The organism is Paenibacillus chondroitinus NBRC 15376 (assembly GCF_004000765.1).
Lineage (GTDB): Bacteria > Bacillota > Bacilli > Paenibacillales > NBRC-103111 > Paenibacillus_E > Paenibacillus_E chondroitinus.
Window position 1 is genome coordinate 161,407 of the sequence record NZ_BILW01000003.1, and the last position, 19,404, is coordinate 180,810.

Sequence of the window (19,404 nt, forward strand, 5' to 3'; positions counted from 1 at the left end):
AGTCTCCTCCTTTATCCCTTGATGGCACCAATAAGCGCACCTTTGACGAAATATTTCTGCAAAAATGGATAAACGAACAAAATCGGAACCGTAGCAACAATAATCGTCGCATACTTTAAAGTAGCCGCAAGCATAGCCGCATCACCGTCTGAAGCGCCAGTATTCGCATTGGCTTCCCCTTGCAGCAGGATCTCCCTTAGCACTAATTGCAGCGGGTAGAGCGAACGCTCCTGCAGAAAGATCATCGCATTGAACCAGGAGTTCCAATGGCTCACACCGTAATACAGCAGCATCACGGCGATTACGGGCATCGAAAGCGGCAGTACGATTCGGAATAAAATGACGAAATCGTTCGCTCCGTCCATTTTGGCCGACTCCTCCAGTGCATCGGGAATGGCTTCGAATGCGGTCTTCATCAGAATCAAGTTGAACGTATTAATAGCCTGCGGAATGATAAGCGCCCACAGGGAATCAACGAGCCCTACTCCCTTGACCGTCAAGTAGAGCGGGATCAATCCTCCGCTAAAAAACATGGTAAAGATGATGAATAACATGAGCGGCTTGCGGTATTGCAAGCTTTTGCGAGAAAGAGCGTAAGCTCCGAATGAGGTCAGAGTAATATTAAGCGCCAAGCCCATCAATACGACAAACAAGGTATTTCCATAACCTTTTAAGATCATCGGATTGCGGAAGACATTCGTATAGGCATCAAGCGAGAAACCAATGGGACGCCATAAAATGCCTTTGTGCCCCATCAGGCTTCCGGCGTCACTGACGGAAGCAAACGCCACATAAAGCAGCGGATATACGGTAAGGACCATCAACAAGAAGAGTAATACCGTATTAATATAATCGAAACATTTCTCAGAGAAGCTCGCTTTGTTCAGCATGATGATCTCTCTCTCCTTTTTACCACAAGCTCGTATCGTTAAATTTGCGGCTTAACCAGTTGGATGAAATGAGCAGGACAAAATTGATGACCGAGTTAAACAAGCCCACCGCTGAACTGAAGCTGTAATTAAAATCTTGCAGACCAACACGATAGACATAGGAAGAAATCACGTCAGCTGTTTCATACGTACCCGGGTTATACAGCAAAATGATTTTCTCAAACCCGACATTCATCATACGGCCGATATCGAGGATAAGCAGAATAATGATCGTCGGCATAAGTCCCGGCAAGGTGACATGTGTCATTTGCTTCCATCGTCCTGCGCCGTCAATTTTGGCTGCTTCGTATTGCTCTTGGTCGATCCCGGTTAAAGCGGCCAAGAAAATGATCGTCCCCCACCCGATATTTTGCCAGATGCCTGACGATACATATACCGTGCGGAACAAGCTGGGTTCAAGCAAGAAGGTCACGCGCTCTCCGCCGAAAAAAGCGACAATATCGTTGATAACCCCTTCACTGGAAGTGAAATCCTTGAGAATCCCGCAAATGACAATCAACGAGATAAAATGAGGCATGTACGTTATCGTTTGCACAGTTCTTTTAAACAAAGCATGCTTTAATTCATTCAGCAAAAGTGCTAAGACAATCGGAGCCGGGAATCCGAACAGCAACTGATAGAAACTGATTAGAACCGTATTCTTGATCGTTCTCCAAAAGTAAGGACCCGTAAAGAATTCGCGGAAATGCTCGAATCCGACCCAATCGCTGCCCCAAATGCCCAATCTCGGGGAGAAATCCTTGAATGCGATCATTGCCCCATACATGGGCGCGTAGTGGAACACAACATAGTAAATCAGAACAGGAAGCAGCATCACATAGAGTAGTTTGTTTTTTCGAATATCCAGAAAAATGCCGAAGTTCAATTTCCTTTTTTCCTCAACGGTTGTCATCGGCTTGGTTTTGGAAATCATGGTGTTCATAGCATCACCCTCTCTATCCTTGGCGCTGTTCGACGGAAGGCCGGAACGTAACGTCTCTCCCTCCGCCAGCATTGCCGTGGACTATTTATCTCTTATTGTATCGATCCAGAGCGCCTTGATAGATTTGGGTAACCTTGTCGATCCCCATTTCTTTGATTCGCTTCACATAATCATCGAATTTGTCGATCGGCTCTTTGCCCATTACAAATTTGACGAACATCTCTTCTTTGTAACTCGTAATCGCGGTGTTTAATTTGGCGAGTTCTTTACTTTCCTCGGCTGTCGGTGTTAAAAAGAGCGGCATTACGTGCTTGACAGCGTCCGTTTGTTCCCAAATTTTGATCGCTTCATCTTGTTCTTTGAACGTATTGAAACTTTTCCGGCTATCGCCCAGGAATGGACCGTTCGGTTTCGTGTATTGGGTAACCATTTGTTGCAAATTATATTTCGGATCTTTCGTGATTTTTTCAGAAAACTTAGGAACGCCATTATCCATCGTGTAGCTTTCGCCCTCAATACCGAAGTTGAAGAGCATGCTGCCTTTTGGGCTATAGGCGTAATCCATCCATTTGACGGCCAGTTCCGCATGTTTGGAATCCCCGGAAACCGCCTTGCTTGCAGCAGGGTTATATTTGAAGTCACGTTGGCCGATGAAAGCTCGCTCACCTTTATTCAACGTAGGATATGGAGCGGCAACGAGTTGGAATTTCGGATTTTTCTTCTTACCGGTATCCATCCATCTGCCCATACCTCCGCTCAATAAGCCGACCGTTGCACCAGACGCATCACTCATCAATTTGGTATCCAGCGACTTGGAGTCCGTGTTAAGCGCAAAATCTTTATCCAGCAATCCTTCGGCATACCATTTGTGCAACAAAGCCAGCGCATCCTTGAATTGAGGATCTATAGGACCGTATTTCACTTTGCCCTGATCGTCGATATAGAAGCGATTTGCTGTTTTGTAAGCACCGATAAAGGCGTCTTGAATATTCAATTCATTGCTGTATTGCGCTGAAAATGGTGCGGTTGCCCCTTTTTTCTCCTTGAACGCCTTGAGCACCGTATACCACTCGTCAATTGTCGTAGGCACTTGAAGGTTCAACTCATCCAACCAATCTTTGCGGATCATCGGTCCCCTGAATACCAATCCATTGTCTGGCCGAATCATAGGAAATGCGTAATAGGTGCCATTGTCCGTCTTGATCATTTTATCCAGCTCTTTATCCTGCTGAAGCAATTTCTTTAAGTTGGGAGCATTTTTATCAATCAAATCGTTCAGAGGTAAAATGACCTTGTCCGTGATGGCTTTCTCCGGTCCGCCCGGATATGCTGCTGCTCCGCCGCCGCCCCAATTGTATTCAATGACGTCCGGTAAATTGTTCGAAGCGATCAACAGGTTGAATTGGTCCTTCGATTGGCCGTCTGCCGGGTGCGTATACTTCACCTTAACCCCTGTTTCGCTCTCTAAGCGCTTACCAAATGGCGATTCAGCCAAGTTAGGGACGAAAGATGCCAGATTCGTGTCGATCTGTTCCCAGGAAGTTAAAGTATCCTGTGTGCTGATCGGATATTGGCCTGCTGCGGCTGACGGTGTTGCCGTCGTTTTCGCCGTTCCTGTTTCACTTGGCGCCCCTGTATTCACTTTGGAACAGGCAACGAACATGCTCGAAGCTACTACAACGCTTAGCGCGAGGCTAATTGACTTTCTTTTAGAATGGTTCCTCATAGGTAATCCCCCTCGTATCATATAGTGCATCTCGTCTTGCAGCACCATGGCTTAAGTATGGAGGGTAGACCGCCTTTTTGAATATCGTCAAAACTGCAAATCCCCCTTTAAAATTCGTAAAACGCAATCATCAGAATCCAAAATCGCTATGCAAAAAATGAAAAGCCGCCCAAGCAAGCTTGTACGACTTCCATAAAACAGATCACAATGGTTTCAGTTCTTTGTATTTCCCTGGTGTGATGCCCTCGAATTTCTTAAACGTCCGGTTAAACGTATTGATATCGTTATATCCGACCTTGCGTGCAATTTCCACAATCGATAACGGTTGTTCCGTTAACAGCTTTTTGGCCTCCTCCAAACGTGTACGACTAATGAAATCAAGAAGCGCGTCACCGGTTTGAGCTTTAAATTGTTTGGATAGATAAGAAGGCGTGATGCCAAATTTCTCTCCAATCATTGAAATGTTCAAATTTTCTTCGGCGTAGTTAGCTTTCACATAAGCGCTAACCAGATCACCAAGCGGACTATACTCCTGCTTACGATCGGCTTGAATGGACTCACAGACCTGTTCGAGGATCGAAAGAATTTCTCTTTTCATTTCTTTTATGGTTTCACATTCGGATAATCGTTCCACAGGGTTGAATTGTTCCATGAAGGACTTTTTATTTCCTTGCGAGCCGATTTCATTCATTGTTTTCAGCATCGTGCTCGCTAGATCGAACATCAGACATTTGCCAAGCGGCACCGATAAAACGGAATTGGACACATTGGTTTCAATAATTTGCTCAATGATCGTGCTCGACTTTTCATAATCGCCAGTCTTGATAAAATTAATCAATTGCTGCTCCACGTGCAGCGGATAATAATAAGTTCCGGCCTGCCGGACAGCCTCGGTGCTCGGTAATTCGTCGTAACGAATGATCGCTCCGCTTCCTTTGACAAGTCGATAAGCCATCGCTGACAAAGCTTCTTGATAGGCTTCGGCAATACCAAACAGATCTTCATGTACAGAACTAATTGACACAGTCAAATGTACATGAAAATGATCGAGCAGGAATAATTTCACCGATTCAGCAACTCGGTTCAGCTCATCCGTATCCGGCTCTTCGGAGCCAAAATTAAAAATACATGCCTGCATATCCTCAATTTCCGTCGTGAAGCCCTGGTTCTGAAGGCCAATCACTTCTTCCACCACATTCATTAGAATGAATTGCATCAATTTTACTTTCTGCGGATCAATGGCCACATCATCCTGAAATTTGCCGAAATGATCGATGTGGAACAAAATCACGGCAAAATGCGGGGAGTCCAGCCGGATATCATGAGCGGAAAGCGATTCATGCACAGGGATGTCCTGCTCCAGGTTGCCCTTCAGCAGCCCCTGCAAGAAATGGGAGCGAATGGCGTCCCGATGCTGGTGCAACCGGCGATCCACCTGCTCTTTTTCCGCAAACGTATTATTGAGCGCATCTTGCAAAAAGCCATATTCGTTCGTCCCCTCCGCAAACGAAATCCCTGCTTTCATCGAGAAGCTTCGAATGAGGTGATGAATCGGATTGTAATTTTTACGCAGGAACAAGAACGTGACCAGCCCACCCAGAAGAAGACTAAGAATAATGCTTGCATAGACCAAGCTTTTCATATACTTCATCTTATCGTCGAAGCGCTCGGCAGGAATCATCGACATGTATTTCCATCCTGTCCTGGCCGATGTTGTATACGATACAGCAACTTGTTTTGCCGCTACATCTCCGTAAAACAGTCCATTTTCCCCTGTAAACTTGTCATAAGTGAGAAAGTCAGGGCTTTGCTGTAGTCCGCTGGAAGCAACTAGTCGATTCTCTTTATCGAGCACCGCTACCGATGTAGCTTCGGACGGCGGGATATTGGCCAGCAGCTTGGAATCTTTCATGACAAACAGAAGCACAGCTCCGGGCTGATCCCGATTCGCCAACGTAACGGATTTGGCAAACAAAACGGCTTTATAGGCATTATCATCCTCCGTTATCGTAACCGGAGTGTATTCCTGAATGTAGCGTTTATCCAAATACGTCTTCCACGCCTCATAGCCTTTAAGGGTCTGTCCATCCAGCATTTGAAACAGCTGGCGGCTATCTGTCCGATTGCGCGTGGAGATCACCGTATCGCTATTTTTGTAATACAGATAAATTTGTTCAATAAACTCATTGGCTGTCTGATAAACCCGCAAATCATTGGATATAGTGACTAAATCGTAATAATCGTTATCCGTAAGCGGCTGCGATGTATTGATAAAAGCGTTCACCTGTTTATTAAGCGAAATTTCCAAACTCAATCGCTCAATACCCCCCAGGCTGTTGTCGATTGCCAATTCCATCTGCTTCAGTGCGTTATTGTTGGCGCGATTCACCTCCGATTCGACCACATGCCAGGAAGCCGCATATAAAATTCCGCTGATAATAATCGGAACGAGAAGAACCGAAATATAAGAGGTAAGCCAAGTAACGATGACACTGCGTTTATTGAACCGGATCCGATTAAACTTCATTAGCACTAACCCCTTATCGCCATGATGTAACTGCTTTCATTTATTATAACGAAAATTTGTGGAACCGTCTTGCCGATCTAACAACTCATAGCCACAGCAGCGGTTGCCGAATCGCTATATTTCGTCTCACTTCGGCCTGCTGTGGGTTTTGCTCGAGCGTTCTCCATAAAGCAAGCAGCCTTTCAGAACCATTCGCAAGCCCGGCAAATAAGAAGAAAGACATAGCGACCGGCCAATCCTCATCATATTCGACATCAGCCCCGTAAGGCCACAATGCTTTATTTTCCAAATACGGCAGTAGAAAATGGATTCCCTTCTGAACACCTCTGCCATCAGGAAGTTGGAATTCCCAAAGGTTATCTTCCGGTGTGGCGAGGATATGCGTAAGCGTAACAAAATTATCCAAGGTGAACAGAGAATACGCGTATGGCTTCGTACGGGACAATTCCCTCGGGAAACTGCCATCGAGATCCATCTGCTCCGGGAGCAATCGGCTCTTGTATGCTTCTCGGCAATAATCCAGCATACCAGAATGACCCGTTAACTTTGCGAAAGCAGCAGCCTGTACGAACCAGCAAATCCCGTGGTTGTTGGGCTCATTTCGTTCTTCCACCCCTTGCGGGTGCTCGTTCATCCATTGCAGATATTGTGCGAACCAGTTGGTGACCTCTTGCAAAACCTGTCTATTCAGTAAAGAGGTATCTTTACTTTTCAACACATGTACAGCTGCCGCAACATCAATTAGATGCAGCGTATCAATGACCCCGATCCCTCGTCCGTTGCAGACACCAGGAATCGCTTGTGCATAAAGCAGGTGCGGATTCATTCGAGTGTTCTTGTCTATAAAAAATGCGTTTAACAGCTGAACGGCTTTCGCTGCATATTTCTGCTCCCCCGTTATACGGTAAGCGGAAGTCAAACAGGCGACCAACGAGCGCATGCGTCTAAGCAAATTTCGATGTTCATGGAAATTATCCGGATTGCTTTCACCGTCACGACGAACATAAGGCAGCCCATCCGGCGTATTTGGATTAGGCCACCAGTAATCTCCGTTTGAATAATAGTCGTGCGCACTCCCGGGGTTTTGCAGAGCTCTCGCTTCTGTGATGTATACACTTGGAGAAATTAGTGCAGCTTCAGCCCCCTGGAGGATCGCCTCCAAATCCAAATATTGACCCCAGTTCTCTTTGTTTACTTGGTAAATACCTTTCATGCTCCCTAGCTCCTTTTCATTTGAATATATAAAGCACTAAATGCAGCAGATCAGCCCCGGAATTTACGGGTGGCCAAATCTGCTGCATAGCATGTGCCGTTTATTGCAGAAACTATTAGACTACTGCCGATCCAACATACGCATCACGACTGTTACGGCTTCCGCCCTTGTAGCGGTAACAAACGGCTCGAAAGTTTGATTCTCACGACCGTTTATAAGCCCTAAGGATACTGCTTGCGAAACCGCAGGCAAAGCCCAAGCTGGAATCAGAGAACTGTCGCTAAGCTTGGTTGAAAGTGACCCGTCCTCTTTTGGCGAGTAGGCTCTAACAAGCATAACAACCATTTCTGTCCGATTCATGGATGCATTGGGACGTAAAGACTGGTCTTCATATCCCTGCAGAATTCCAGCGTCCAACGCTGCGCCCAGTTCTCCATCCGCCCATGCCGGAATATCCGCTTGATCAGTGAATGTCCGTTTCGAAGGTTCTGACTTCAAACCTAAAGCTCGCACCAGCATAGCTGCGAATTGTAATCTCGTCATCGGCTCGTCAGGCTTGAAGCTTCCATCCGCATAACCGTTCACGATGCCTTTGGCCGCAGCGCGAGAGATTTCATCCGATGCCCAATGTTTCGACACATCGGCGAAAGATTCCTGCGACGGTGCAGTAAGCGAAGGATTTACAGGCAGCGGATTAGCCGGTTCAGGCACTGGATTCGGGACTGGCGCTGGCGTTGGCGAAGGAGCTGTTGCCGAGCTGTTGCCGGATGAGGAGTTCCTTGAAGAGGAACTGCTGCTAGCTGGTCGCTGCACCATGATGCTATACGTTTTATGAACGCCGGTAGGCAACGACACATCGATTAGTACAACACTGCCTGCCCCGGCAATGGCAAGCGGCTCGCTTTCGCTGCCGCTGCGAACGGTTTGCCGCACAGCGCCGTCAACGCTCACTTGAATATCAGCTGCTTGACTTGCCGATGTTGGTGTCACTTTCAAGCTGCTTGTTTCCATTGGGAGCATGACCGTATAAAAAGTGACTTTCGGACGGAAGGCAGGCGCAAAGGTTAGATTCGAGCTCATCTGCAAGCTGCTCAAATCTGGTGTCCCTACTTCCACTGGCAGATTCCGTCCAGCCGCAGGCCCGACATCGGCAGCCGTAAGCGGCCGAAGTGTCAAATCACTCGCCGGTTCGTACTCATCGCTGCCAACATCTGCAGTATGCAGCCGTCTTTGGCCGTCCATATCGTCTGACGCGATATACGGACCTTTTGCCGCATCAATCGCAGGACTTTGCGGCGATAAACGGATTAATCCGTCGCTGCTACGAATTAGCTTCAGATCGCCTTTGTAAGTGGCGCTTACAACCGTTGCATTCGCAGCCACGGCAGCAGTCCCATCGGCCATATTGCCGACATACGTCGGCCGGCCTGCGTCTGTGATATCTTTTGACTCATTGAAAATAGTCCCAGCATTACTGAAAATTAAATTGTTATAAATTTGTGTTCCCGTCGGCTGGAACGTGCGCTGCGCAATTTTTACCGCCGATGCTTTACTGCTTAAATTTACGAAGGAATTGTTATAAATTTGTACATTGTATTGTCTCCAATGCCCGCGCAGCAGTTCCTGCTGTCTATCCGGCGTAAGGCTCCTAAGCTCAGCGAAATCGTTCTCACCCTTGCCCCAACGGATAATTGGATTTGTTCCCCCATCAGGCCCTGCGTCTTCCGTTCCGCCATCCAGCTGAACGGCATCATCCGTAAGCCCTTCCATGTAATTATTATAAATTTTGTGGTCATTGCCATAAATGCGGAATCCGCTAATACCTGCTTTTTTGCCATCCCCGATGATAAAATTGCCGTAAAAGCTGTTGCGATGACCGTGTCGGGCAACCATCCCACCGTAAGAATTAAGGACAGTGTTATAACGAATTATGTTATCACTGCTCTTCACCGAGACGATTTCGTCTTCCCCGTTTAATCCGTCGAACAAATTGTATTGAACCGTCACATGTCCGGGGGCCAAAGATAAACCGGAAAGCCCTAGACGGATCGCTTCCAAACCATTGCTCACTCGCGGACCGATATCATGAAAGTGATTGTATTCAATCACATCATATTGCGAAACCGCGTCCTTGCCATCATACGTAATCACGGCTCCAAAGCCGGTCTTCGGTCCGATGTCATTATATGCAATACGGTTGTGGCTGCTCGTCCCCTCAACCCGAATATAATGCCGGTCAGTCCCGCTGTCTGTGAGCAGTGCCGAGTTCGGCGAATGCGATGTTTCACCTGTATAAACGGCTCCATTAGGGTCATAACTTTCGCCGTAGCGGCAGCTATTTTCCACACCGATGACACACCAGATTTGTTTGCTGACATTATTCTCAGCTTTCGTGAAACGGTATTTCTGACCTGTTTCATCCAAAGCAAATGTATTTCGCAATATTGAAATATTGCTGGAATCGAACAGCTGCACCCCTGGATGCACGCCACTCATACTGGCGATTCTTTCATCCGGAACTGCTCTGCTCTTCAGTGTATCCTCCCCATGCTCCGATCCGCCTCCCGAGTGAAAGGTGAGCCCCTCTACTTCGACGTATTCGGAGTTTTCGATATGCATGTAGCTGTCGCCGGCTATAACAGCCTTGCCCTGCTCCGCAGCAACAATTCGGATCGGAAGCGCAGCAGTCCCTTTTTTATCCTTCACGACGAACGGACCCATTTGTTGATAAGTACCGTTTTGCAATTCAATCGTCATGCCTTTCGCAGCCTGATCCAGCGCAGCCTGCAAGCCTTCCGAAGTGCTGACTTTTACCACTTGAACAGGAGGCAGCGGTTCCACCGGCTTATCACCTGCCTGCGGAGGCCCGCTTGGTACAGTAGGCTCTTCTATATCAGGCGCAGTACCTGTGTATAGCTCAACTTCCGTTATGCTGTTCCAATTGCCTGAGCTTCCAGAAGCTGTATTGCCATATCCGACCAACCGCAAATAACGGACGGATGCCGGATTACTCAGCACATAAGACTGAATGATGTCATCCCCGACCTTAAGAACGCGGCTTGACCGCTTGGGAAGCAAGACGGTCGGATTCTGGAAATCCGCTTGATTTGAACCTATAATCTCAAAATGAGTTTGACGGTCGAGCGCGTTCAAGAAAGCAATATTCAGATAGGTGACCTTCTCCGGTTGCCCTAAATCGAACTGCAGCCACTCCCCTTGACCTGAAGCGGACCAGCGGACATCATTATCCCATATCCCGTCTACCACATTCGCGGGAATATTCGTTGTGTTCGGCTGATAGGAACTGGCGGTAACCGTACTTGCATTCAACGGTATTTGTCCGTTCGTTCCTTTGGCCGATAGCCTATATGCCTGGAGCGTATAAGTATTCGTTGCATCTCCACTTGATAAACGAATATTGATTTTATTCACCCCAGGTGCTAGCGGCACATTGGCTAAGTCACTCACCGTCTGATTCATGCCATTGTTATTCGTCAGAGTCACCGTCGTCGAAACACCTGCGCCAGCTTGCATCTCAAACCGAACAGGACTTGCATCCTGTGGAACAATGACCTCATACCCGCCCATCTTCGATGGTGAAAATGGTTGGTTCATCCCTAACTTTTGGCTGCCTGCCCATACATCCAGGCTAGAGAGCTGGATTTCCGGCATTTTCTCAGCAAAGGTGAAAAAGGATCCATCTGCCAACTCCGCATCCGTCGCATAGTAGACTCCACCGTGCAATTCCACCGGAGTCAAAGGATGCGGTACCGCGTCATTAAAATCACCGCTTGTACTCGTTAACAGCAATCCGCCTAATGGAAGCATGGCTTCCGGGAAAGCAACTTGCACCGTCCCGACATTGCCGGTATTCTGGACTTTCCACGTCCGCGCCGACTGCTTGAAGCCCGTACCGTAAGGAACCGACGGCGCGGTACTTCCGTTATCTCCCCAGAGAAGATACTGCTTATCCGCTAAAGCTCCTTTCGCACTAACGACGACCTGAGATGCCGCCGGTCCTTCACTGCTCCGGCTTGTCTCTTGAGCCAATGCGCCTTGCTGGTCTCGAACAATCCCTGCGATGTTATGGCCAAAAGCCACATTGGCCGCTGTGGGCCATACAACCTGATGCGACAAGCCTGCCGAGACATAATCCTTCCCTCTCAGTGGCGTCCCGAACTTGAGGGCCATATACGTCTGCACTTGATCATGCTGGATAGTGTTTAGAGAATCGCCAAAAACGATCATCTCGGCAACTTGTCCATCATAACCAGAGCCCCCCGTGACAGCAGAACCGAGGGACATCGGGTTGCTTCCGTTCCCAACCATCGCAAGTCGAGCCTGAGACGATGTTGCAATCGTTTGCCCATCTAATGAAATGGCTTGATAGACGTTATTTGAAACGGTTGGACGCGATTCATACTGAAAGCCCCAGCTGTTGTACGAAAGAGGCGGAACTGAATAACCCGTTGTAAGCCGTGGATTACCGGATGTGACTGCACCCGAATCCCACAGGATTTGTGGGGTGCTTGAGAAGAAAGGGATATATGCTCCAAACCTTCCTGTGCCTTGTAAAGTTTCATAGAAAATTTGCGAGGTCTGATTGGATAATGTGATCCCGCCGGTAACCAAATAAGCACTTGCTCCTGCTACGGTTTCATTCTGAGCGAACAACCCGTCTTTATCCAATAGAAGACTTCCGCTGCCTGAACGAATAAATTGGACCGACGGTTGGAAATTTAATGAGGGATTGGATGCCACATACTTTGGTTTCGTCCGTGGGCTCTTGTCCCCGACTGTCCCGTCGTTGATGAAATCGTTCCCTTGCGGACTGCTATCCTTCCATTTCGTCACTTCACCATTTCCGTTTAGCGTCATGCTCGACGGATCCGCTTTCAGCCACAATTTCAGCAAGTTGGCATCGACACCGCCAGGTGTCCCTGTCGTCTCACCTGTGGCATCGGCTTTGGAGAAACCTGCGGGCAGACTTGTGAGAATTAAAGTTGCCGCGAGCATCAAGCTGATCTTTCGCTTCCAAGAAACTTTGAATACCTTGTTCAAACTTACATCACCCCTTCATCATCATGAAACTCTCAGGCATCAATTTGGATGCTGACTAGCGTAAAAGCCAATACACACATCATATGTAAACCCTTACAAACAATAAATCATCAAAACCTAAACTCATCGTCAAAATCTCGAATACCACTGATCAATATCGGAAATGAACCATTAATTTGTGGGATCAACCTGATTTCACTAAGATTCGAAGGGTTTTCTCTATATTCAAAAAAAGGAGCTGCACGCCGGCAGCCCCTTCATCCTGTTTGTAATTATTAATTATACATAGACTTTCCTTTGAAATACCGTCGTGAGTCTTTTATAATAGATGTTATCGCAAGTATAAGGAGTTGGTATCGATGGCAATAACCGATTGCCAGATTGGCACAGCCTCATGCAAAGCCTGTTTTGGAGGCGATACTTTGCATGGGCGGGAATTGAGCAGTACAAACATCGCCTAATTCAGCATAGATCGGTTCCACAATTTGGCTTTGCACCTTATTCATTTTACGATTTTAAAATAAGGGGCTGTTCCATATGTGTGAACCATTCATTAGAAACCATCAATTCAATTTTATTAAAAAACAAGCTGGGATTCTGGAGCATGCGCTGAAAACGAACGCAGATCCGAAAGTATTGGAATCCGTTCGATATAGCTCAGAATCGAAGATTTCTGAACTATTTCCAGACGCTACAGACAACCAGAAACAAATGTTGGAAACCATCTTCAAGCAGAAAGCAGCGGAAGATTTTCAAAAACATCTTAAGGCGTTAGAGCCTCATTTGATGGAATTTCCGCCAATTAGCGCAAAGCAGATTCAAAAGCTATTCCCTAAGAACAAAAAGCTTAAACTGCCTGATTTGTCAGCGATCGACTACCGATACGTCACCTATCTTAGTTGGGTCGATATAGCGACGAATAAACTATTCATTGTCTATCATCTGAATGGGCAATTCGTTGGGGTAGAAGGGAAATATACTCCGACTAACAAGAAAGGCTTTTGTTTTTTATGTAATAGATATGAAGAACTTGCTCTATTTACGGCAATCTCCAAGAAAAGGCCGGCTCATACTACGCCTGATTATTATAAAGCGGTCGGTAACTATTTATGTATGAAGGGTCAAGAATGTAATAAGAACTTGACGGATATTGCTTCGTTAGAAAAGTTTATTGACACTGTGATCGGTTAAATGAAAGACCGGGACCTCTTGCTGCATAAGGTCCCGGTCTTTTTCTGGCTTCTGGCGGCATCACATTGCTGGAATCTCAGAAGGCACCTTCAGATTATGTACATCGATGCCCTTTTCATCGCGAGCTTTCAAATCTTTTAGAAACTCAAGGAAGTTATATCGAGGTTTCCAACCCAGTATTTCTTCAGCCTTAGATAGGTCATGTTGTTCCACTTGCTCCGGCAATTCGATCTCGTACTTGTTCAGTAATTGAATGGCGCCTGGAACTTGTGACTCGCACCACGCAGGACCGTTTTTTTTAAAGTCTTGAATAACATCCAAGGGCATACCATGATTCGTATGTACAATTGTGCGAAAAAGCCCCACTTTTTTCTCCAAAACGGCCTTAACAGAAGCAACTGTAGCTTCAGCTACATCCCTTCTATCCACACCATTGCGGAGCAAACGAGCACCGAACTCTAAATAAAGGCGTGGAATAAACTCATGGTAACGCAGCATCGCTATCGAAGCACCCGTCATTTCATGATAAGTTTTACATAAATCTTCGCCAATAACTTTACTAACCCCGTAGACTGATCCCCAGCCATAGGCCATTGAAGAAGCATAGACGATAGCTTGAATTCCAGCCTGCTTGCATGCTTCCATTACATGAAAGGTTCCATTCACGTTCACAGCAAAAATCGTTTCATCACTGACAGGCGGATTATGTGCGCAATGCCAGGCTGCCAGATGAACAACCGCATCCATACCTTGTACCGCAAAACGAACATCCCCAGGGCTTCTTGTATCACATCTTACAAACTCGAGATCCCTCAAATCATCTGCCTGAGGAGGCATAATGTCTGCCATCCTAACCGTGTAACCTGCATGAACTAATGCTCTGCATACAGCTTGACCGCCATTGCCCGCGGCACCGGTAACAAGAACTCTCATCATCTCACACCACCTAAAATTTGTATGTTTGGTTATTTATTCGTCATTCTAAATGCTGCACCTGCTTTCGCGTTACCTTACGCCAAAAAATCCCCGAAGTTAAATCTTCCGGGATTATGTATACGACAAGGCTGATATTTGCTGTATTAACGGATAAAGCTTAAAGGCAGCAATTTAGTGAAAAAGCTGGTTTCATTTTCTACTTTTATTTTCTCAGGTTTCATCACTTTTTCATTTTTCATCGTATTATGAGACATCAAATTTTCCCATGCGTAGGTGTTGATATTCATTTCATAATCCTCCTTCAAACTCTCAGGTGTACTTCTACATCTTAGCTTTCATTTGTTCACCTGATGTCAAAGAGGAATAGATTTTTTGTAAAGAAAAAACACCGCCAAGTATCTCGGCGATGTCTTTCTTTTTACGTGACTCTTTATTTCACAAATTGATCTAATGGGCCTAATGTAACGTCATTATACTTCTCAGAAAGCTCCAAAAGTCTTTGCCGGCCTCCGATTACTTCAACTTCTCAGCAAGCTTCTTGCGATATTCCAAGGCAGGCAGTCCACCCCAACCCCAATTATCGGTGTCAACTTCTTCAATAACCACAAAAGTGGATTCTAATGGTTTGTTCAACACATTGAGCAAAACTTCACTAACGCCTTTAATAATCGCGGCTTTCTCTTCAGCAGTAACGGACTGACGATCCGGAGTTGTGCCCTCACGGGTCACTTGGATATTTACAATTGGCATCGAAATTCTCCCCATTTCTATTAAAATTAGATGGATCTAATTTGCTAGATTTACATCGTACCCGCGTTTTGCCCACCATCAACATAAAGGATTTCACCAGTAACAAAGTTCGCAGAATCCAGGTATAAAACAGCATCTACGATGTCTTTAGATTCGCCCATGCGTCCAACTGGATGTAAACCGGCAAGAGCTTCATGTGTCTCAACAGCGTGCATTGGTGTTTTGATGACGCCCGGTGAAACGGCATTTACGCGAATACCACTTGCTGCATACTCAATTGCCAAAGATTTGGTAGCTGACTTCAGACCACCTTTCGTCAATGAAGCAAGCACAGAAGGCACTTTTACCGACGGCTGATCAACCAGACTTGTCGTAATAGTCACGATGTGTCCTGAACCTTGTTTCAGCATCTCCGTCACTGCACGTTGAGTAACGTGGAAGAAACCGACCACATTCGTGGATAAATACGTTGCAAAATCATCTTCCGTATATTCCGTAAATGGTTTAGACATGAAAATCCCAGCGTTATTAACTAGCGTATCAATGCGTCCGAAGTGGGTTACCCCCTCTTGGATTAAGCGCTGTGCGACCTCGGGATCGGCGATATCGCCAGCGACGAACCGCACATTTTTTCCTGTGGGATCGATTTCTTTCGCAACCTCCGCCAAAGCCTCTTCGCGGCGACCATTGATGACGATTTTCGCTCCCTGATTCACCATCTCGATGGCCATCGCTCTTCCGAGACCGCTGCTTCCGCCAGTAATCACTACTACTTTGCCTTGTACCGTCATTGGTTATTCTCCTTTATGATGATGATGATGTTCTAGATGTCGGTTAGCTGAATCGACTTACAGTTGTTCAAACAATTTTACAAACTCTGCTGGTGACTGCAGTCCAGACAAGCTGAATTCTTCATTAATTACAAAAAATGGTACGCCTCTGACACCGAGTTTTTGAGCGGTACGCTGTCCAAGTTCTACTTTGTCCAGCCCTTCACCCTGAAGGAGGCGCTCTTTGAGTTCCGCGGCTTCACCGATGCCGACTGAAGATCCTATTTTCACAAGTTCATCCACATCGCCGATATTTACGCCATCTTCAAAATAAGCTGTATATATTTTCTCAATCAATTGCACTTTTACGTGCTCAGGCGCCATCGATATTAACTGATGTGATAATGTTGTATTAGGCGTATATTGGACGATATCCATATTATATTTAAGCCCGAAACGATTCCCGTTTTCGTGATATTGCTGCTTCCTTGCTTCGAATTGAGGAACTCCGCCTAAGCGGCCGATCATCACTTGACGATAATCTTCGCCTTCAGGACGAATACCTGGGTTAATCTGAAAGGCATTCCAACGGACAGTTGCCTTTTTATCTTCTGGCAATTGCTTTAGAGCGGTTAACAGACTAGTCGTTCCCATACGGCACCAAGGGCAACTAGTATCCATATACACGTCAATCAGCAATTCACTCATTTCGTCAACACCTCAGCTGGTCTTACAGTTTTAATATGGTTGACGAAGTCTTTACTGCTTTGAGCTAATCTTTCCTCTGTTACGTCAGAAGTGTCATTTAGAACAAAGTGAGGCAGATAAGTGCCACTAATAAAGCGAGTGAGCGCCTGCATTGGCGTCAAAATTTGTTCGATTGTAAAACGGTTGGACCCATTTGCTTGATAAGACTCTTCCGTACCATACGCGGAAATCGCAAAGCCAAATTCTTTACCGACTGTTTTAGTTGCTTCAGGTCCATAAGCCCAGTTGTAAAGCAGAACATTGTCAAACCATTTTTTCAGTAATGGCGGTGTGCTGTACCAATATAGCGGGTATTGGAAAATAATCCGATCATGCGACTCAACCAGTTGCTGCTCTCTAGCGACATCAATGTTTTCGTCCGGGTACTCTTTGTGCAGTTCATGAATCGTGATACCATCATGTTTTTGCAATTCATTGACCCATGATTTGTTCCAATTGGATGCTTCGATATTCGGGTGAGTTACGATAACTAAAATTTTCATTGTATTTTGCTCCTATTCAGTAGTTGGATTTTTATTTGTTTTCAAAAAAGGGTACATTTTTCATAAAGATACTTTCTTGCTTCTTAACCAGCGGTCCATCAAGTTCTGAAAGTCGTTTTACTTCAATCCACTCCGGGTCGTTGCGGAATCTATCATAGTTCAGGTTACGATCCTCCATGGAAGCATGTTCAACAATATAATAGAGCCGGTTATTGGATTCATCGGAATCTTCCCAAAAAAGCGTTATTTTCATCTGATGTTTATTAAATAATTGAATAACATGATCCCTGAATCTATCTAAAATAACCTGCATCTTACCAGGATTAACATCATAAATCCGCAGCTCATATATCATCCTTTACGCCTCCTAATGGAAAGTTTTTATTCATTTCATTTACCTATTAAAAGGTAGATTGGCTTTAAAAAATCAATCGCTTATCTCTTTACGTTAAACCGGCAATTAAGCCATCGGCAATCACTTCGAACCTGCTTTTATCCCGAAAACTTCTTGCAAGCAACTGCGCTCCCTGGAGGGAAGCCAGAAATTTATGGGCTTGTACATCCGCGGCACCTTCAAAGTTAATATGCCCTTCCCGACGCCCCTGATCCAATATGCGTTCCAGCCATGTTAAATTCGTAGTGAAAAACTGTGCTAGCCTGTCGCGTACTTTCGCTGATAAAGTAGCCAGTTCCGTAGAAAGCATGACACTTAAACACGTACAATAATCCTGTACAGGACCATCGAAGATCAAGATGAATTTCCGTAATTTCTCCAAGTTGTTCTGTGTTTCGATATCGATTTGAGCAATAGCTGACATCGAATGTTTGTGATAGCGAGTGATCAGCGCTTCTCCTAAATCCTCTTTATTTGGAAAATGGTAATGAATGCTGGCTGTCCGTATCCCTACTTTTTCCGCAATATGTGCATAGCTGAATCCATTAAATCCAACTTCTTGCACCATGTACTGGGCTGTATCCAAAATAATCTCTGCGGTATTTTTATGATTACTCATCGCATTCTACCTTTTAGTAGATAGATATTCATCTCCTCTCTTTCTCGGATGTTCAACCGCCCACTCATCATACTATGTTCGAAGTCATCCTGCATAATATAGAATCGTGATACTGAATATCTAGTTTTCAGATACCAGCTCCTACATTGAATAAGAGCTATTCACTTGGCGAATCCTATTGATAAATGAAAAAAGCACTCAAGTGAGTGCTACTTCATTTTGATCGTTTTAAATAGCTGCTTCATAAATCAGCATTGATCCGTCATTATCGTCCGGAACAGCATAAAGCCTTATGGTTTCACCAGCAATCTCTAGGAACACTGGATTACGGGTAATTACATGACCTTGCGGAGAAAATTCAGTAATAGGTATTTCGTGAAGGGTTTCTAACGTAAACAGATCTATTAGCGCTAATCCCCCCAACTCGTAAGGCTTGGATTTGCTAGCAGGATTGACTAACTCAGAGATGCCGCTCACAATCATTTTTCCGTCACCAACATATTGTCCATCTTGATAGTCAATAAAATGACTCGTATTTTCTTTATCCAGCAGCTGTCGCCCACATGAGTCCCATACATAGAATTTGCGTGAGCCCCAACTGTTGCCGATTAACCTACCATTCTGCCCCTCTCGAACCAAGCCTCCGATATGATCTTGAACCCTGAATGATTCTTCTGCTTTTAAAGTGAGAGGATTCATTTTGTAAACGATAGATTGGCTGTGTGGTCGGTATTCCGCGACAGGAACCCAAATATACGTACCATCAAAATCAATACCACCCGGATGATACATGTCACCCTCACCCAATGCTGTCTCCTTTACAAGCTGTCCTTGACCATCGAAGACAAATAAATGGCCAACTCCCTTGCCAGGTGTACGATCATTACTTTGATTAGGTTGGACATACCTGATTGGCCATTCGATAAGTTCAACCGATGACATATAAAAGAAGTCGCCTATTCGAACCATACCTTGGGAGTGGTAATTGTTGAATTGTAGTTCTATTTTGTTTTTCAGCACCCATTTCGTGCTGCGTGTTAGATTTTTGAATCCGGCGATGAGATTCTGATCATCCATGTGCTATTGTCTCCAGTT

General features: G+C 45.6%; 16 protein-coding genes. 1 reads left to right on the top strand and 15 read right to left on the bottom strand.

All coding sequences use genetic code 11. The features are described 5' to 3' along the window. Positions 1 to 11: 11 nt before the first annotated feature. The 6 genes from PCH02S_RS05325 to PCH02S_RS05350 all read right to left on the bottom strand — a co-directional run bounded on the left by PCH02S_RS05325 (position 12) and on the right by PCH02S_RS05350 (position 12,399). Positions 12 to 890 carry a carbohydrate ABC transporter permease gene (locus PCH02S_RS05325; RefSeq protein WP_174806734.1) on the bottom strand — a complete coding sequence of 293 codons (879 nt, stop codon included), beginning with the start codon at positions 888 to 890 and terminating at the stop codon, positions 12 to 14. A 19-nt stretch (positions 891 to 909) separates the two neighbouring features. Continuing rightward, positions 910 to 1,842 (bottom strand): ABC transporter permease, encoded by a 933-nt coding sequence (locus tag PCH02S_RS05330; RefSeq protein ID WP_246068968.1) that lies wholly within the window; start codon positions 1,840 to 1,842, stop codon positions 910 to 912. Between the two features lie 115 nt (positions 1,843 to 1,957). Next, complete coding sequence (locus PCH02S_RS05335) at positions 1,958 to 3,598, bottom strand: type 2 periplasmic-binding domain-containing protein (protein ID WP_127450792.1); 1,641 nt, start codon at positions 3,596 to 3,598, stop codon at positions 1,958 to 1,960. A 202-nt stretch (positions 3,599 to 3,800) separates the two neighbouring features. After that, the gene (locus PCH02S_RS05340) at positions 3,801 to 6,125 is read right to left on the bottom strand and encodes a helix-turn-helix domain-containing protein (RefSeq protein WP_127450794.1); all 2,325 of its coding nucleotides are present in this window, start codon (positions 6,123 to 6,125) and stop codon (positions 3,801 to 3,803) included. A gap of 85 nt (positions 6,126 to 6,210) precedes the next feature. Beyond that, entirely contained in the window at positions 6,211 to 7,338 is a 1,128-nt protein-coding gene (locus PCH02S_RS05345; protein WP_127450796.1) for an alginate lyase family protein, read from the bottom strand. A 120-nt stretch (positions 7,339 to 7,458) separates the two neighbouring features. Then, a complete protein-coding gene (locus PCH02S_RS05350) occupies positions 7,459 to 12,399 on the bottom strand; it encodes a chondroitinase-B domain-containing protein (protein ID WP_127450797.1) in 4,941 nt (1,646 codons plus the stop codon). Between the two features lie 537 nt (positions 12,400 to 12,936). Between PCH02S_RS05350 and PCH02S_RS05355 the strand changes: the two genes are divergently transcribed. Beyond that, positions 12,937 to 13,590, top strand: a complete 654-nt coding sequence (locus PCH02S_RS05355) for a FusB/FusC family EF-G-binding protein (RefSeq protein ID WP_127450799.1) — start codon at positions 12,937 to 12,939, stop codon at positions 13,588 to 13,590. A gap of 60 nt (positions 13,591 to 13,650) precedes the next feature. Here PCH02S_RS05355 and PCH02S_RS05360 read toward each other — a convergent pair whose 3' ends face one another. From PCH02S_RS05360 to PCH02S_RS05395, 9 genes are all read right to left on the bottom strand, one after another. Then, entirely contained in the window at positions 13,651 to 14,526 is an 876-nt protein-coding gene (locus tag PCH02S_RS05360) for an NAD-dependent epimerase/dehydratase family protein (RefSeq protein ID WP_246068955.1), read from the bottom strand. Positions 14,527 to 14,669: 143 nt separating this feature from the next. After that, entirely contained in the window at positions 14,670 to 14,813 is a 144-nt protein-coding gene (locus PCH02S_RS35590) for a hypothetical protein (protein WP_164819453.1), read from the bottom strand. 226 nt (positions 14,814 to 15,039) lie between these two features. Next, complete coding sequence (locus PCH02S_RS05365) at positions 15,040 to 15,276, bottom strand: tautomerase family protein (protein WP_127450801.1); 237 nt, start codon at positions 15,274 to 15,276, stop codon at positions 15,040 to 15,042. Positions 15,277 to 15,326: 50 nt separating this feature from the next. After that, the gene (locus PCH02S_RS05370) at positions 15,327 to 16,067 is read right to left on the bottom strand and encodes an SDR family NAD(P)-dependent oxidoreductase (protein WP_127450803.1); all 741 of its coding nucleotides are present in this window, start codon (positions 16,065 to 16,067) and stop codon (positions 15,327 to 15,329) included. 57 nt (positions 16,068 to 16,124) lie between these two features. Next, complete coding sequence (locus PCH02S_RS05375; RefSeq protein WP_127450804.1) at positions 16,125 to 16,754, bottom strand: DsbA family oxidoreductase; 630 nt, start codon at positions 16,752 to 16,754, stop codon at positions 16,125 to 16,127. Further along, entirely contained in the window at positions 16,751 to 17,296 is a 546-nt protein-coding gene (locus tag PCH02S_RS05380; protein WP_127450806.1) for an NAD(P)H-dependent oxidoreductase, read from the bottom strand. Before PCH02S_RS05380 ends, PCH02S_RS05375 begins: the two co-directional genes overlap by 4 nt. A 31-nt stretch (positions 17,297 to 17,327) precedes the next feature. Then, entirely contained in the window at positions 17,328 to 17,651 is a 324-nt protein-coding gene (locus PCH02S_RS05385; RefSeq protein WP_127450808.1) for an NIPSNAP family protein, read from the bottom strand. Between the two features lie 88 nt (positions 17,652 to 17,739). Continuing rightward, the gene (locus PCH02S_RS05390; protein ID WP_127450810.1) at positions 17,740 to 18,309 is read right to left on the bottom strand and encodes a TetR/AcrR family transcriptional regulator; all 570 of its coding nucleotides are present in this window, start codon (positions 18,307 to 18,309) and stop codon (positions 17,740 to 17,742) included. A 228-nt stretch (positions 18,310 to 18,537) separates the two neighbouring features. Next, complete coding sequence (locus PCH02S_RS05395) at positions 18,538 to 19,386, bottom strand: DUF6454 family protein (RefSeq protein ID WP_127450812.1); 849 nt, start codon at positions 19,384 to 19,386, stop codon at positions 18,538 to 18,540. Between the last annotated feature and the right edge of the window lie 18 nt (positions 19,387 to 19,404).